Source organism: Paraburkholderia sp. Ac-20340, from assembly GCF_017104965.1.
In the GTDB taxonomy this organism is placed as follows: domain Bacteria; phylum Pseudomonadota; class Gammaproteobacteria; order Burkholderiales; family Burkholderiaceae; genus Paraburkholderia.
In genome coordinates this window covers 48719-64937 of sequence record NZ_JAAGPR010000041.1, presented here as the reverse complement: position 1 = coordinate 64937, position 16219 = coordinate 48719, and the positions used below count along the sequence as shown (strand labels likewise).

Genomic DNA, 16219 nt, shown 5'->3' with positions numbered 1-16219 from the left:
CGAAGGACAAGGAAATGGTCATGCCGGGCGACAACGTGTCGATCACGGTGAAGCTGATCGCTCCGATCGCGATGGAAGAAGGTCTGCGCTTCGCAATCCGCGAAGGTGGCCGTACCGTCGGCGCTGGTGTGGTTGCTAAGATCATCGAGTAAGTTTTTGCCAGTCTCGTTGATCGACTGAGTGGTTTCGGGGTGGTGTAACCATCACCCCAAAATGGTTTAGGGGTATAGCTCAACTGGCAGAGCGTCGGTCTCCAAAACCGAAGGTTGGGGGTTCGATTCCCTCTGCCCCTGCCAACTTCCCGCGCCTCTGGCGCGTTGTTCTTTAAGGTGTTATGGCGAATCCTTCCGTCGAAACTGTTAATACTTCCAGCGACAAGCTGATGCTTGTAGTGGGCGTATTGTTGGTTGTGGCCGGGTTCGTAGGGTTCTACTGGCTCGGTAGCCAGGAGTGGTATGTCCGCGGTGCAGCACTTGTAGTTGGTGTGGTCGCGGGGGTGGTAGTCGGTCTTCTTTCGGCGCCCGGCAAGAGCTTCATCGCGTTTGCCAAAGACTCGTACAAGGAAGTTCGCAAGGTCGTCTGGCCGACTCGCAAGGAAGCCACGCAAACGACTCTGGTGGTCTTCGGTTTTGTGCTGGTAATGGCCGTAGTTCTGTGGGTTTGCGACAAATCCATCGAATGGGTGATTTTCTCGGCGATTCTGGGTTGGAAATGATATGAGCGATACACCGGCATCCCCGAGCGGAAAACGTTGGTATGTGGTGCACGCCTACTCCGGCATGGAGAAGAGCGTGCAACGTGCGCTTCAGGAGCGCATCGATCGTGCCGGCATGCAGGATAAGTTTGGCCAGATCCTCGTTCCGACTGAAGAAGTGGTCGAGGTGAAGGGTGGTCACAAGTCAGTGACCGAACGTCGTTTCTTCCCGGGCTACGTCCTGGTTGAGATGGAAATGACGGACGAAACGTGGCACCTCGTGAAGAACACGGCAAAGGTGACCGGTTTCGTCGGCGGGGCGCGCAATCGCCCGAGCCCGATTTCGCCGCGCGAAGTCGAAAAGATCATGTCGCAGATGCAGGAAGGCGTTGAGAAGCCGCGCCCCAAGACCCTGTTCGAAGTCGGCGAGATGGTCCGCGTGAAGGAAGGTCCGTTCACGGACTTCAACGGCAGCGTCGAAGAAGTCAACTACGAAAAATCGCGCGTCCGGGTCTCCGTCACCATTTTTGGTCGCGCCACACCGGTCGAACTCGAATTCGGCCAGGTCGAAAAGCTGTAAATCGAATACGACGGATCGCACTTTCGGGTGCGGTCCGTTTTTCCGCGCTTACGGTCCGCGTCATGGCCGTAGAGGAGCGCCAGTAGCACGATCGGCTGTAAATGTCGCCAAAGCGATTGGCACAGCGAAGAGTCTGCGAAAGCGCGCTACCACTCACCTGAACGCTCACGCGTTCCATTGAGGTTTTCAACATGGCAAAGAAAATCATCGGCTTTATCAAGCTGCAGATTCCTGCAGGTAAAGCCAACCCGTCGCCGCCGGTCGGTCCGGCACTGGGCCAGCGCGGCCTGAACATCATGGAGTTCTGCAAGGCGTTCAACGCGCAGACCCAGGCTCTGGAACCGGGTCTGCCGATTCCGGTCGTCATCACCGCGTTCGCTGACAAGAGCTTCACGTTCGTCCTGAAGACGCCGCCGGCTACCGTTCTGATCAAGAAGGCAGCGAAGGTCGACAAGGGTTCGGCAAAGCCGCACACGGACAAGGTCGCTACGATCACCCGCGCGCAAGCTGAAGAAATCGCCAAGACCAAGATGCCGGACCTCACGGCAGCCGATATGGATGCAGCGGTTCGTACGATCGCTGGTAGCGCCCGTTCGATGGGCATCGTCGTGGAGGGCGTGTAAATGGCTAAGGTTTCGAAGCGTCAACAGGCACTGGCTGCCAAGATTGACCGTCAGAAGCAGTACCCGATCGCTGACGCTCTGTCGCTCGTGAAGGAATGCGCTACGGCGAAGTTCAACGAGTCGATCGACGTTGCAGTCCAGCTCGGCATCGATGCAAAGAAGTCGGACCAGGTCGTTCGTGGTTCGGTCGTTCTGCCGGCAGGTACGGGTAAGTCGGTTCGCGTTGCTGTGTTCGCACAGGGCGAAAAGGCTGAACAGGCTAAGGCAGCTGGCGCGGAAATCGTCGGCATGGAAGACCTGGCTGAACAGATCAAGGGCGGCAACCTGAACTTCGACATCGTGATCGCTTCGCCGGACACGATGCGCGTTGTCGGTACGCTCGGTCAGATCCTCGGCCCGCGCGGCCTGATGCCGAACCCGAAGGTCGGTACGGTTACGCCGGACGTCGCTACCGCGGTCAAGAACGCGAAGGCTGGTCAGGTGCAATTCCGTGTCGACAAGGCCGGTATCATCCACGCGACTATCGGCCGTGCATCGTTCGAAGCAGCTGCGCTGCGCAGCAACCTGGACGCGCTCCTCGAAGCGCTGACCAAGGCCAAGCCGGCAACGAGCAAGGGCGTGTACCTGCGCAAGATCGCTGTTTCGAGCACGATGGGCGTTGGCGTTCGCGTCGACCAGTCGTCGCTGGCAGCCTGATTGTTGCAGTAAGCGTCGCGAAAAGTTTTGCCGCGCTGAAGTTCGAAAGGGCAGCAGCGCGGATTTAAAGGGCTTTGGGCGGTTGTGCGGTGGCAAGTACCGCATCGCGCAACCGGTTGTCAAAGACCGTTGGTGGAAGTGCAGCAGTTGGGTGCTTCCTTAATGCAAAGCCAACGCAGATGGCGAACCCGAAAAGGTTTTGAAGTGTTGATGTGAGCAAAGCAGACGGCAACGTCTGACGATGCAAACTGATTTACTCCGGACTGGTCGGTCGCCGTTGTTGAACGCGGCATCTGGCGCAATCGCGTTGGGTGTCGAATCTGGAGGTTAACCGTGCCACTGAACAAAGAAGGTAAGCAGGCCGTCGTGGCTGAAGTCTCCGCGCAAGTCGCGAAGGCTCAGACCATGGTGCTGGCCGAGTATCGTGGAATCGCGGTTGGCGATCTGACCAAGCTGCGCGCGAAAGCGCGTGAGCAGCAGGTGTACCTCCGCGTGTTGAAGAACACGCTGGCGCGTCGCGCCGTTGAAGGTACCCCGTTTGCTCCGCTGGCAGAGCAGATGACTGGCCCCCTGATCTACGGCATCTCGGAAGATGCAATTGCTGCAGCGAAGGTCGTGAACGACTTCGCAAAGAGCAATGACAAGTTGGTCATCAAGGCTGGTTCCTACGAAGGCAACGTGATGGACAAGGCGGGCGTGCAAGCGCTGGCCAGCATCCCGAGCCGCGAAGAACTGCTCTCGAAGCTGCTGTTCGTTATGCAAGCTCCTGTCTCCGGCTTCGCGCGTGCACTCGCCGCGCTGGCAGAGAAGAAGCAAGCAGAAGAAGCTGCCTGATTTCAGGCAGTCGAACAAGCAAGAGCGAGCGAATATCGCTAGCTGTTTCCGAATTCAAATCTGGAGTAATTTCAAATGGCAATCGCAAAAGAAGACATCCTCGAAGCCGTTGGCGCGATGTCGGTTCTCGAACTGAACGAACTGGTCAAGGCATTCGAAGAGAAGTTTGGCGTGTCGGCAGCTGCTGTGGCAGTCGCAGGCCCGGCAGGCGGCGGCGCAGCAGCTGCTGCTGAAGAGCAGACCGAATTCACGGTCAACCTGCTCGAAGCAGGCGCAAACAAGGTTTCGGTCATTAAGGCTGTTCGCGAACTGACGGGTCTCGGCCTGAAGGAAGCGAAGGACCTGGTTGACGGTGCACCGAAGCCTGTTAAGGAAGCTGTGCCCAAGGCTGCTGCTGAAGAAGCCAAGAAGAAGCTGGAAGAAGCCGGCGCGAAGGCTGAAATCAAGTAAGTTTCAGCGCGCTGTGCGAAGGCTGGCGGTTTTTACACCGCCGGCCTTTTTGTGCTTTGTGGGTTCTGCGTTTTTAGTGTTCGATTTTTCGGCAGTTTTTCGAAATCGGAGGCGGGATGCGGGACCCAGAAGCCAAAGAAAAACGTCTTGTGCAGGGTGGGTTTTTGAACGCCGTCTGTGCGCACGACGCTTCTCTTTGTCTTCTGAAGCGACTGCAGAAGGCAAGTTTGGTCGGGCAGCGGGCAAGTTATGACAAGCCGGTATCCGCTGCCGTCAGCCAGCGGTTGGTAGAGGCCAACCACCAAGCTTCCAGGGCTCGCGCAGCCATCGGGTCTCAGTCGGTGAACACTCGGGTCGTCCTACCCGCCGTGATTCGGAGATCGTATGCAATATTCCTTCACCGAGAAGAAGCGTATTCGCAAGAGTTTCGCGAAACGCCCCATCGTTCACCAAGTTCCTTTCCTGCTGGCAACCCAGCTTGAATCATTCAGTACGTTCCTGCAAGCAGAAACGGCGAGCGCCCAGCGCAAGTCGGAAGGTCTGCAAGCAGCGTTCACGTCTGTTTTTCCTATTGTTTCCCATAACGGCTTTGCTCGTCTAGAGTTCGTCAGCTACATGCTGTCGTCGCCGGCATTCAACATCAAGGAATGCCAGCAACGCGGTCTGACGTACTGCTCGGCGCTGCGTGCCAAGGTGCGCCTTGTGCTGCTCGACAAGGAATCGCCGAGCAAGCCGGTCGTGAAGGAAGTGAAGGAACAGGAAGTGTACATGGGCGAAATTCCGCTCATGACGCCTACTGGCTCCTTCGTCATCAACGGCACGGAACGTGTCATCGTCTCGCAGCTGCACCGCTCGCCGGGCGTGTTCTTCGAACACGACAAGGGCAAGACGCACAGCTCGGGCAAACTGCTGTTCTCGGCACGTATCATTCCTTACCGCGGTTCGTGGCTCGATTTCGAGTTCGACCCGAAGGACGTGCTGTACTTCCGCGTCGACCGCCGTCGCAAGATGCCGGTCACGATCCTGCTGAAGGCTATCGGCCTGACGCCGGAACAGATCCTCGCTAACTTCTTCGTGTTCGACAACTTCACGCTGATGCCGGAAGGCGCGCAGATGGAGTTCGTGCCGGAGCGTCTGCGAGGCGAAGTCGCGCGTTTCGATATCACCGATCGTGATGGCAAGGTCATTGTCCAGAAGGACAAGCGTATCAACGCCAAGCACATCCGCGACCTCGAAAGCGCGAAGACCACCTTCATTTCGGTCCCCGAAGATTATCTGCTCGGCCGCGTTCTCGCGAAGAACGTCGTCGACGGCGATACGGGCGAAGTCATCGCTAACGCGAACGACGAAGTGACCGAAGGCGTGCTCGACAAGCTGCGCGAAGCGAAGATCAAGGACATCCAGACGCTCTACACGAACGATCTGGATCAAGGTCCTTACATCTCGTCGACGCTGCGTATCGACGAAACCGCCGACAAGATGGCCGCTCGCATCGCGATCTACCGCATGATGCGTCCGGGCGAACCGCCGACCGAAGAAGCGGTCGAGGCGCTGTTCAACCGTCTGTTCTACAGCGAAGAAGCGTACGACCTCTCGAAGGTGGGTCGTATGAAGTTCAACCGCCGCGTGGGCCGTGACGAAATCGTCGGCCCGATGACGCTGCAGGACGACGACATCCTCGCGACGATCAAGATCCTGGTCGAGCTGCGTAACGGCAAGGGCGAAGTGGACGACATCGACCACTTGGGCAATCGTCGTGTGCGTTGCGTCGGCGAACTGGCGGAAAACCAGTTCCGCGCAGGTCTCGTGCGTGTCGAACGTGCAGTCAAGGAACGCCTCGGCCAGGCCGAAAGCGAAAACCTGATGCCGCACGACCTGATCAACTCGAAGCCGATTTCGTCGGCGATTCGCGAGTTCTTCGGTTCGTCGCAGCTGTCGCAGTTCATGGACCAGACCAACCCGCTGTCGGAAATCACCCACAAGCGCCGTGTTTCGGCACTTGGCCCGGGCGGTCTGACGCGCGAGCGCGCTGGCTTTGAAGTCCGCGACGTGCACCCGACCCACTACGGCCGCGTGTGCCCGATTGAAACGCCGGAAGGTCCGAACATTGGTCTGATTAACTCGCTCGCACTGTACGCGCACCTGAACGAATACGGCTTCCTCGAAACGCCGTATCGCAAGGTTGTGGACAGCAAGGTGACCGACCAGATCGATTACCTGTCGGCGATCGAAGAAGGCCGTTACGTGATCGCTCAGGCGAACGCGATGGTGGCTGAAGACGGCACGCTGACCGACGAACTCGTTTCGTCGCGTGAAGCGGGCGAAACGCTGATGGTCACGCCGGACCGCATCCAGTACATGGACGTGGCGCCGTCGCAGATCGTCTCGGTGGCAGCATCGCTGATTCCGTTCCTCGAGCACGACGACGCGAACCGTGCACTGATGGGTTCGAACATGCAGCGTCAGGCCGTGCCTTGCCTGCGTCCGGAAAAGCCGGTCGTCGGTACGGGTATCGAGCGCACCGTTGCGGTCGACTCGGGTACGACGGTTCAGGCGCTGCGTGGCGGCGTGGTCGACTACGTCGACGCAGGCCGTATCGTGATTCGTGTGAACGACGACGAAGCGGTGGCAGGTGAGGTTGGCGTTGATATCTACAACCTGATCAAGTACACGCGTTCGAACCAGAACACGAACATCAATCAGCGTCCGATCGTGAAGATGGGCGACAAGGTCTCGCGCGGCGACGTGCTGGCCGACGGCGCATCGACCGACCTGGGCGAGCTCGCGCTCGGCCAGAACATGCTGATCGCGTTCATGCCGTGGAACGGCTACAACTTCGAAGATTCGATCCTGATCTCGGAGAAGGTGGTTGCCGACGACCGTTACACGTCGATCCACATCGAAGAACTGAATGTCGTTGCTCGCGACACGAAGCTCGGACCGGAAGAAATCACGCGCGATATTTCGAACCTCGCAGAAGTGCAGCTTGGCCGTCTCGACGAGTCGGGCATTGTGTACATCGGCGCGGAAGTCGAAGCGGGCGACGTGCTGGTGGGCAAGGTCACGCCGAAGGGCGAAACCCAGCTCACGCCGGAAGAAAAGCTGCTGCGCGCGATCTTCGGCGAGAAGGCTTCGGACGTGAAGGACACGTCGCTGCGCGTGCCGTCGGGCATGAGCGGCACGGTCATCGACGTGCAGGTGTTCACGCGTGAAGGCATCACCCGCGACAAGCGTGCTCAACAGATCATCGACGATGAACTGAAGCGCTATCGCCTCGACCTGAACGACCAGTTGCGTATCGTGGAAGGCGACGCGTTCCAGCGTCTCGCACGTATGCTCGACGGCAAGGTCGCGAACGGTGGTCCGAAGAAGCTCGCGAAGGGTACGAAGATCGACCAGGCTTACCTGAGCGACCTCGACCACTACCACTGGTTCGACATCCGCCTCGCGGACGAAGAAGCAGCGGCGCAGCTCGAAGCCATCAAGAACTCGATCGAAGAAAAGCGTCACCAGTTCGATCTGGCGTTCGAAGAGAAGCGCAAGAAGCTCACGCAAGGCGACGAACTGCCGCCGGGCGTGCTGAAGATGGTCAAGGTGTACCTGGCAGTGAAGCGCCGTCTGCAGCCTGGCGACAAGATGGCAGGCCGTCACGGTAACAAGGGTGTCGTGTCGAAGATCGTGCCGATCGAAGACATGCCGTACATGGCCGATGGCCGTCCGGCCGACGTCGTGCTGAACCCGCTGGGCGTTCCGTCACGGATGAACGTGGGTCAGGTTCTCGAAGTGCACCTGGGCTGGGCCGCTAAGGGTCTGGGCTGGCGTATTGGCGAGATGCTTGCGCGTCAGACGAAGATTGCAGAACTGCGTGAGTTCCTCACGAAGATCTACAACGAGTCGGGCCACAAGGAAGACCTCGACAGCTTCAGCGACGACGACATCTTCGAACTGGCGAAGAACCTGCGCGAAGGCGTGCCGTTCGCAACGCCGGTGTTCGACGGTGCGACGGAAGAGGAAATGGGCAAGATGCTCGATCTGGCATTCCCGGACGACATCGCACAGAACCTCGGCATGACGCCGTCGAAGAACCAGGTCCGTCTGTACGACGGCCGCACGGGCGAAATGTTCGAACGTACGGTGACCGTGGGCTACATGCACTACCTGAAGCTGCACCACCTTGTCGACGACAAGATGCACGCGCGTTCGACGGGTCCGTACTCGCTCGTCACGCAGCAGCCGCTGGGTGGTAAGGCGCAGTTCGGTGGCCAGCGCTTCGGTGAAATGGAAGTGTGGGCGCTCGAAGCGTATGGCGCTTCGTACGTGCTGCAGGAAATGTTGACGGTGAAGTCCGATGACGTGACGGGCCGGACGAAGGTGTATGAGAACCTCGTCAAGGGCGACCACGTGATCGATGCGGGCATGCCGGAATCCTTCAATGTGCTGGTGAAGGAAATCCGTTCGCTCGGTATCGACATCGACCTCGACCGCAACTAATCGGACTACGGAGAGAAGGCAATGAAAGCTCTGCTCGATCTATTCAAGCAAGTCCAACAAGAAGAAGTTTTTGACGCGATCAAGATCGGTCTGGCCTCGCCGGACAAGATCCGCTCGTGGTCGTTCGGCGAAGTGAAGAAGCCGGAGACCATCAACTACCGTACGTTCAAGCCCGAACGCGATGGCCTGTTCTGCGCAAAGATTTTTGGTCCGATCAAGGACTACGAATGCCTTTGCGGCAAGTACAAGCGCCTGAAGCATCGTGGCGTGATCTGCGAGAAGTGCGGCGTTGAAGTCACGCTGGCGAAGGTGCGTCGCGAACGCATGGGCCACATCGAACTGGCCTCGCCGGTCGCGCACATCTGGTTCCTGAAGTCGCTGCCGTCGCGTCTGGGCATGGTGCTCGACATGACGCTGCGCGACATCGAACGCGTGCTGTACTTCGAAGCATATGTGGTGATCGAACCGGGCATGACGCCGCTGAAGGCGCGTCAGATCATGACCGAAGAGGATTACTACAATAAGGTCGAAGAGTACGGTGACGAATTCCGCGCTGAGATGGGCGCGGAAGGCGTGCGTGAACTGCTGCGTGCGATCAACATCGACGAACAGGTCGAAACGCTGCGCACCGAGCTGAAGAACACCGGCTCGGAAGCGAAGATCAAGAAGTACGCCAAGCGCCTGAAGGTGCTCGAGGCTTTCCAGCGTTCGGGCATCAAGCCCGAATGGATGGTGCTCGAAGTGCTGCCGGTGCTGCCGCCCGAACTGCGTCCGCTGGTGCCGCTGGACGGTGGCCGCTTCGCGACCTCGGACCTGAACGACCTGTATCGCCGCGTCATCAACCGTAACAACCGTCTGAAGCGTCTGCTCGAGCTGAAGGCGCCGGAGATCATCGTCCGCAACGAAAAGCGGATGCTCCAGGAAGCGGTTGACTCGCTGCTCGATAACGGCCGTCGCGGTAAGGCGATGACGGGCGCCAACAAGCGTCCGCTGAAGTCGCTCGCCGACATGATCAAGGGTAAGGGCGGTCGTTTCCGTCAGAACCTGCTGGGTAAGCGCGTGGACTACTCGGGCCGTTCGGTCATCGTGGTGGGCCCGACGCTCAAGCTGCATCAGTGCGGTCTGCCCAAGCTGATGGCGCTCGAACTGTTCAAGCCGTTCATCTTCAACAAGCTGGAAACGATGGGCGTCGCGACGACCATCAAGGCTGCGAAGAAGGAAGTCGAGAACCAGACGCCGGTGGTGTGGGACATCCTCGAAGAGGTGATCCGCGAACATCCGGTCATGCTGAACCGTGCACCGACGCTTCACCGTCTTGGCATTCAGGCTTTCGAGCCGGTGCTGATCGAAGGTAAGGCTATCCAGCTGCACCCGCTCGTTTGCGCGGCGTTCAACGCCGACTTCGACGGTGACCAGATGGCTGTTCACGTTCCGCTGTCGCTCGAAGCGCAGATGGAAGCGCGCACGCTGATGCTGGCGTCGAACAACGTCCTGTTCCCGGCCAACGGCGATCCGTCGATCGTGCCGTCGCAGGATATCGTGCTGGGCCTGTACTACGCCACGCGTGAAGCGATCAATGGCAAGGGCGAAGGCATGACGTTCACGGGCGTCTCGGAAGTGCTGCGCGCCTACGAGAACAAGGAAGTCGAGCTGGCTTCGCGTGTGAACGTGCGTATTACCGAAATGGTCCACAACGAGGACAAATCGGAAGGCGCACCGGCATTCGTGCCGAAGATCACGCTGTACGCGACGACTGTCGGCCGTTCGATCCTGTCGGAAATTCTGCCGCCGGGTCTGCCGTTCTCGGTGCTGAACAAGCCGCTGAAGAAGAAGGAAATTTCGCGCCTGATCAACACGGCATTCCGCAAGTGCGGTCTGCGCGAAACGGTGATCTTCGCTGACCAGCTGATGCAGTCGGGTTTCCGCCTGGCAACGCGCGCCGGTATTTCGATCTGCGTGGACGACATGCTCGTACCGCCGCAGAAGGAAACCATCGTCGGCGACGCCGCGAAGAAGGTGAAGGAATACGACCGTCAGTACATGTCGGGTCTCGTCACCGCGCAGGAACGCTACAACAACGTGGTCGACATCTGGTCGAACACGTCGGAAGCGGTCGGCAAGGCGATGATGGAGCAGCTCGCGACGGAACCGGTTATCGACCGTGACGGCAACGAAACGCGTCAGGAATCGTTCAACTCGATCTACATGATGGCCGACTCGGGCGCGCGGGGTTCCGCAACCCAGATTCGCCAGCTGGCGGGTATGCGCGGCCTGATGGCGAAGCCGGACGGCTCGATTATCGAAACGCCGATTACCGCGAACTTCCGTGAAGGTCTGAACGTGTTGCAGTACTTCATCTCGACCCACGGTGCACGTAAGGGTCTGGCTGATACGGCACTGAAGACCGCGAACTCGGGTTACCTGACGCGTCGTCTCGTCGACGTGACGCAGGATCTCGTGGTCGTCGAAGAAGATTGCGGCACGTCGAACGGCGTGGCGATGAAGGCACTCGTGGAAGGCGGTGAAGTCGTCGAAGCGCTGCGCGACCGTATTCTCGGCCGTGTGGCAGTGGCAGACGTCGTCAACCCGGAAACGCAGGAAACGATCTACGCTTCGGGCGACCTGCTCGACGAAGACGCGGTCGAAGAAATCGAACGCCTCGGTATCGACGAAGTGCGCGTGCGCACGCCGCTGACCTGCGAAACGCGTTACGGTCTGTGCGCATCGTGCTATGGCCGCGACCTGGGTCGTGGTTCGCGCGTGAACGTCGGCGAAGCTGTCGGCGTGATCGCAGCACAGTCGATCGGTGAACCGGGCACGCAGCTGACGATGCGTACGTTCCACATCGGTGGTGCGGCATCGCGTGCAGCAGTGGCTTCGTCGGTTGAAGCCAAGTCGAACGGTACGGTCCGCTTCACGGCGACGATGCGTTACGTCACGAATGCGAAGGGCGAGCAGATCGTCATTTCGCGTTCGGGCGAAGCCATCATTGCCGACGATCATGGCCGCGAGCGCGAGCGTCACAAGGTGCCGTACGGCGCGACGCTGCTGCAACTCGACGGCGACGTGATCAAGGCGGGTACGCAGCTCGCAACGTGGGATCCGCTGACGCGCCCGATCATCACCGAGTACGGTGGTACGGTGAAGTTCGAAAACGTCGAAGAAGGCGTGACGGTTGCCAAGCAGATCGACGATGTGACGGGTCTCTCGACGCTGGTCGTGATCGACGTGAAGCGCCGTGGTTCGCAGGCTTCGAAGAGCGTGCGTCCGCAGGTCAAGCTGCTCGACGCGAACGGCGACGAAGTCAAGATCCCGAACACCGAGCATTCGGTGCAGATCGGCTTCCAGGTCGGCGCTCTGATCACGGTGAAGGACGGTCAGCAAGTGCAGGTCGGTGAAGTGCTCGCACGTATCCCGACTGAAGCGCAGAAGACGCGTGACATTACCGGTGGTCTGCCGCGTGTGGCGGAACTGTTCGAAGCACGTTCGCCGAAGGACGCAGGTATCCTGGCGGAAGTCACGGGTACGACGTCGTTCGGTAAGGACACGAAGGGCAAGCAGCGTCTCGTTATCACGGACCTCGAAGGCAATCAGCACGAGTTCCTGATCGCGAAGGAAAAGCAGGTTCTGGTTCACGATGCACAGGTCGTCAACAAGGGCGAAATGATCGTGGACGGCCCGGCCGATCCGCACGACATCCTGCGTCTGCAGGGTATCGAAGCGCTGTCGCGTTACATCGTTGACGAAGTGCAGGACGTGTACCGTCTGCAGGGCGTGAAGATTAACGACAAGCACATCGAAGTGATCGTGCGTCAGATGCTGCGCCGCGTTCAGATTACCGACAACGGCGATACGCGTTTCATCCCTGGCGAACAAGTCGAGCGTTCGGACATGCTCGACGAAAACGACAAGATGATCGCGGAAGACAAGCGTCCGGCGACGTACGAGAACGTGCTGCTCGGTATTACGAAGGCATCGCTCTCGACCGACTCGTTCATCTCGGCGGCATCGTTCCAGGAAACGACCCGCGTGCTGACCGAAGCGGCGATCATGGGCAAGCGCGACGATCTGCGTGGCCTGAAGGAAAACGTCATCGTCGGCCGTCTGATTCCGGCTGGTACGGGTCTCGCCTTCCACAAGGCGCGCCGTGCGAAGGAATCGTCGGATCGCGAGCGTTTCGACCAGATCGCAGCGGAAGAAGCGTTCGAATTCGGTACGCCGGAAGCCCCGGCCGCCGAAGAGCCGCAAGTGCAGCCGCAGCAACATACGACGGACGAGTAAAGCGAAACGTTACGGCTGGCGGTGCAAACCGCCTGCTGTAGCGCTCGTAGCGCAAGTACGTCACCAAGCCGTCTGGTTCACGCCAGACGGCTTTTTTATTGGCGCAATCGTTTAGGTGTTCTGTATAACGTCATCGCGAGTATGCGGCGTCGCGCCGCAGTGCTGGCAGGGTCGCTGCGCGCGGCGGCGCCACGTGCTAACGTAGCGCGCCACGTCCGACTTTGCGCGTTGTTTCGTACTACCGGACAGGCGGCATCTATCTGAATCTGGAGGCGGTAATCATGTGGTTCGTCGGGATCGGTCTCATCCTGAATCTGGTGGCGTGCATCGCCAACTTTTCGCATCTGCTGCATTTCGTCGGCAAGGAACAGGCCGCGAACTTCTTCGCCACGTTCCTCGTTTTGTGGGCATTCCTGATCATCGGCTTCATCATGCAGCTCGCACGCAAGGCGAAGATGGGCGCGTTGCTGCTGATCGTCGGCTCGCTCGTGTTCATGGTGGGCAGTGCCATGATGTTGCCGCTCGGTTTGCTGGTGGCGGTGTCGTTCGTCGCGGGGATCGTCACGATCATCGGCGCGCTGCAGGTCATGCGCCGGCGCGAGGCTTGAACGCGCGGCGCAATGGCGCCGGCTGATTCGAGCGTGTTTTGACTGAAGGGCGTGCATGTTTCGTGCACGCCTTTTTGCATTTCTGCAGCCGTTTTCTGCCGTTCAACCCTGGCCGGATGGCCAATCTTCGTGACCGCGGCGGTTAAGGCGCGTGAGGGTTGGTAAAATCCGGTCCACCGCCTTCGCTCCACTCAGTCGCCGCCTTCATGTCCCGTTCCCTCGAAATCCTTAACGAAGTCTTCGGTTATCCCGCTTTTCGAGGGCAGCAAGGCGAGATTGTCGAACACGTCGCGGGCGGGGGCGATTCGCTGGTGCTCATGCCCACCGGCGGCGGCAAGTCGCTCTGCTACCAGATTCCGGCGCTCGTGCGCCATGAGGCCGGGCAGGGCGCGGGCATCGTCGTCTCGCCGCTGATCGCGCTGATGCAGGATCAGGTGGCGGCGCTCACCGAAGTCGGCGTGCGCGCGGCGTATCTCAATTCGACGCTCAGCGGCGCCGAAGCGGCGGCCACTGAGCGCGCGCTGCGCGAAGGCGATCTCGACCTGCTTTACGTGGCGCCGGAACGTCTGATGACGTCGCGCTTTCTCGATCTGCTCGAACGCACCCGCATCGGCCTGTTCGCGATCGACGAGGCGCATTGCGTGTCGCAATGGGGGCACGATTTCCGCCCCGAGTACATCCAGCTTTCGGTGCTGCACGAGCGTTTCCCGAACGTGCCGCGCATCGCGCTCACGGCCACCGCCGACGCCATCACGCGCGACGAGATCGTGCATCGTCTCGCCCTCGACGACGCGCGCATCTTCGTTTCCAGCTTCGATCGGCCGAACATCCGCTATCGCATCGTCGAAAAAGACAACGCGCGCACCCAGCTGCTCGACTTTATCCGCGCGGAGCACACGCGCGCGGACGGCACGACCGACGCCGGCGTGATCTATTGCCTGTCGCGACGCAAGGTCGAGGAAACCGCCGAGTGGCTAAAGGGCCAGGGCATCCGCGCGCTGCCGTATCACGCCGGCATGGAATTCGAGGTGCGCCAGAAGCACCAGGAGCTGTTCCAGCGCGAAGAAGGCGTGGTGATGTGCGCGACCATCGCGTTCGGCATGGGTATCGATAAACCCGATGTGCGCTTTGTCGCTCACCTGGATCTGCCCAAGAGCGTGGAAGGCTACTACCAGGAAACCGGCCGCGCGGGCCGCGACGGGCTGGCGGCCAATGCGTGGATGGCCTACGGTCTCGGCGACGTAGTGCAGCAGCGCAAGATGATCGACGAGTCCGACGCCGACGATCAGCACAAGCGCGTGCAGACCGGTAAGCTCGACGCGCTGCTCGGCCTGTGCGAGACGGCCACCTGCCGGCGCGTGCGTCTGCTCGCGTATTTCGGCGAAGAGAGCAAGCCGTGCGGCAACTGCGATAACTGTATCGAGCCGCCGGCGACCTGGGATGCCACGCGCGAGGCGCAGATGGCGCTGTCCTGCGTGTTCCGCGCGCAGCGTGCGAGCGGCTTCAATTTCGGCGCCGGGCATCTGATCGACATTCTGCGCGGCAATCGCAGCGAGAAGATCATGCAGCGCGGGCACGAGAAGATTTCCACCTTCGGCATCGGCGCCGCGCTGTCCGAACCCGAATGGCGCGCGATCTTCCGGCAACTGGTGGCGTTCGGCTATCTCACCGTCGATCACGACGGCTACGGCGCCCTCGTGCTCACCGAAGCCAGCAAGGCGGTGCTCAAGGGCGAGCAGAACGTCACGATGCGCCGCTATGTGAAACCTACGCGCACGCGTGCGTCGTCGAGCCGCACCAGCGAGCGCGCCGATCCGACCCTGGGCATGAGCCCGCGCCAGCGTTCGCGCTGGGAGCGCCTGCGGCTGTGGCGCACGGAAACCGCGAAGAGCGAGGGCGTGCCGGCCTACGTCATCTTCCATGACGCCACGCTGGCGGAAATTGCGCGTAACGGTCCCGAATCGGTGGACGAGCTGCGTGACATCCCGGGCATCGGCGCGCGCAAGCTCGAGCGTTTCGGCGAGGAGCTGGTCGAAGTCGTCGGCGACGATTGAGCGCGGGGTTGCGCGCCGTCCCATCGGCTCTGCGTGCCGTATCGCCGCTATTTAGCGCGCCGATTAACGGTGAGCGGTGGTTTTAATGCGGCCGCACCGTCGCGCTTCTGTCATATTCTCTGTCGTCCGAAATACCTCAAGTCGTTGACTTGCTTGGTATTTTCGGAATATCATGCTGGGTTCCGGTTCTTGGGATGTCTGCGCTCGTCGACAGTTTCGCCAATCCGTTGGCGAATCGTGGTGGATCTGGCGCAGATGTCGATGCTGTATTCCAGACCCGGAGTTCTCGTAAGAGTTTAGATGCGTGGTTTTCCGCTTTGCCCGGAAATAAATGCGTCGATTTTGTTCAATTTCAGGAATAAACAATGCCAACCATCAATCAACTGGTTCGCAAAGGCCGCACTTCGGAAGTCACGAAGAGCAAGTCGCCGGCCCTGCAGGACTGCCCTCAGCGTCGCGGCGTGTGCACCCGCGTGTACACGACGACGCCGAAGAAGCCGAACTCGGCACTTCGTAAAGTTGCAAAGGTTCGTCTGACGAACGGCTTCGAAGTCATTTCGTACATCGGCGGTGAAGGCCACAACCTGCAGGAACACTCGGTTGTGCTGATCCGCGGCGGCCGTGTGAAGGACTTGCCGGGTGTGCGTTACCACATGGTTCGCGGCTCGCTGGATACCCAGGGCGTCAAGGATCGTAAGCAGGCTCGTTCGAAGTACGGCGCGAAGCGCGCGAAGGCTGCGAAGTAAGAGTCGAGCGTCGTCTGCGCTTTCGGGCGTTGGCGATACAAGCGACAGGTGCCGGATTGGCCGGTGCTGTCGAGTAAGTGGTCACCCGACCAGGCTGGTAAGTCGTAATGGATGAATCGGGTTAGTTGGTGGCCGCGGAGCGTGGGTTGATCCCCGCTTCAA

General features: G+C 60.0%; 11 protein-coding genes, 1 tRNA gene and 1 pseudogene. All 13 read left to right on the top strand.

The annotated features are described in order from the left end of the window. Positions 1-152: pseudogene (locus tag G3N59_RS32730) on the top strand (elongation factor Tu); the annotation flags it as partial. Between the two features lie 68 nt (positions 153-220). Next, a tRNA-Trp gene (locus G3N59_RS32725) sits at positions 221-296 on the top strand. Between the two features lie 38 nt (positions 297-334). Beyond that, the gene (gene secE, locus G3N59_RS32720) at positions 335-715 is read left to right on the top strand and encodes a preprotein translocase subunit SecE (protein WP_205986972.1); all 381 of its coding nucleotides are present in this window, start codon (positions 335-337) and stop codon (positions 713-715) included. 1 nt (position 716) lies between these two features. Beyond that, complete coding sequence (gene nusG / locus G3N59_RS32715; RefSeq protein WP_027821101.1) at positions 717-1274, top strand: transcription termination/antitermination protein NusG; 558 nt, start codon at positions 717-719, stop codon at positions 1272-1274. A gap of 191 nt (positions 1275-1465) precedes the next feature. Beyond that, positions 1466-1897: a 50S ribosomal protein L11 gene (rplK, locus tag G3N59_RS32710; protein WP_074987833.1), complete on the top strand. Its 432-nt coding sequence runs from the start codon at positions 1466-1468 to the stop codon at positions 1895-1897. Further along, entirely contained in the window at positions 1898-2593 is a 696-nt protein-coding gene (gene rplA, locus G3N59_RS32705) for a 50S ribosomal protein L1 (RefSeq protein ID WP_205986971.1), read from the top strand. It begins immediately after the preceding gene. A 333-nt stretch (positions 2594-2926) separates the two neighbouring features. Beyond that, positions 2927-3427 carry a 50S ribosomal protein L10 gene (gene rplJ / locus G3N59_RS32700; RefSeq protein ID WP_205986970.1) on the top strand — a complete coding sequence of 167 codons (501 nt, stop codon included), beginning with the start codon at positions 2927-2929 and terminating at the stop codon, positions 3425-3427. A 75-nt stretch (positions 3428-3502) separates the two neighbouring features. Then, on the top strand, positions 3503-3877 hold the full coding sequence (gene rplL / locus G3N59_RS32695; protein WP_205986969.1) for a 50S ribosomal protein L7/L12: 375 nt from the start codon (positions 3503-3505) through the stop codon (positions 3875-3877). Between the two features lie 384 nt (positions 3878-4261). Further along, positions 4262-8368 (top strand): DNA-directed RNA polymerase subunit beta, encoded by a 4107-nt coding sequence (gene rpoB / locus G3N59_RS32690; RefSeq protein WP_205986968.1) that lies wholly within the window; start codon positions 4262-4264, stop codon positions 8366-8368. Between the two features lie 21 nt (positions 8369-8389). Beyond that, the gene (rpoC, locus tag G3N59_RS32685) at positions 8390-12649 is read left to right on the top strand and encodes a DNA-directed RNA polymerase subunit beta' (RefSeq protein ID WP_205986967.1); all 4260 of its coding nucleotides are present in this window, start codon (positions 8390-8392) and stop codon (positions 12647-12649) included. A gap of 281 nt (positions 12650-12930) precedes the next feature. Beyond that, positions 12931-13257: a hypothetical protein gene (locus G3N59_RS32680; RefSeq protein ID WP_205986966.1), complete on the top strand. Its 327-nt coding sequence runs from the start codon at positions 12931-12933 to the stop codon at positions 13255-13257. A 206-nt stretch (positions 13258-13463) separates the two neighbouring features. Further along, on the top strand, positions 13464-15311 hold the full coding sequence (gene recQ, locus G3N59_RS32675) for a DNA helicase RecQ (protein WP_205986965.1): 1848 nt from the start codon (positions 13464-13466) through the stop codon (positions 15309-15311). Positions 15312-15676: 365 nt separating this feature from the next. Beyond that, positions 15677-16057, top strand: coding sequence for a 30S ribosomal protein S12 (gene rpsL / locus G3N59_RS32670; RefSeq protein ID WP_027821136.1), 381 nt, complete (start codon positions 15677-15679; stop codon positions 16055-16057). The last annotated feature ends 162 nt before the right edge of the window (positions 16058-16219 follow it).

What these genes read in the sequence shown, in the direction of transcription:
- secE (WP_205986972.1), top strand. Translation starts at nt 335, where the DNA reads ATGGCGAATCCTTCCGTCGAAACTGTTAATACTTCCAGCGACAAGCTG.
- nusG (WP_027821101.1), top strand. Translation starts at nt 717, where the DNA reads ATGAGCGATACACCGGCATCCCCGAGCGGAAAACGTTGGTATGTGGTG.
- rplK (WP_074987833.1), top strand. Translation starts at nt 1,466, where the DNA reads ATGGCAAAGAAAATCATCGGCTTTATCAAGCTGCAGATTCCTGCAGGT.
- rplA (WP_205986971.1), top strand. Translation starts at nt 1,898, where the DNA reads ATGGCTAAGGTTTCGAAGCGTCAACAGGCACTGGCTGCCAAGATTGAC.
- rplL (WP_205986969.1), top strand. Translation starts at nt 3,503, where the DNA reads ATGGCAATCGCAAAAGAAGACATCCTCGAAGCCGTTGGCGCGATGTCG.
- rpoB (WP_205986968.1), top strand. Translation starts at nt 4,262, where the DNA reads ATGCAATATTCCTTCACCGAGAAGAAGCGTATTCGCAAGAGTTTCGCG.
- rpoC (WP_205986967.1), top strand. Translation starts at nt 8,390, where the DNA reads ATGAAAGCTCTGCTCGATCTATTCAAGCAAGTCCAACAAGAAGAAGTT.
- G3N59_RS32680 (WP_205986966.1), top strand. Translation starts at nt 12,931, where the DNA reads ATGTGGTTCGTCGGGATCGGTCTCATCCTGAATCTGGTGGCGTGCATC.
- recQ (WP_205986965.1), top strand. Translation starts at nt 13,464, where the DNA reads ATGTCCCGTTCCCTCGAAATCCTTAACGAAGTCTTCGGTTATCCCGCT.
- rpsL (WP_027821136.1), top strand. Translation starts at nt 15,677, where the DNA reads ATGCCAACCATCAATCAACTGGTTCGCAAAGGCCGCACTTCGGAAGTC.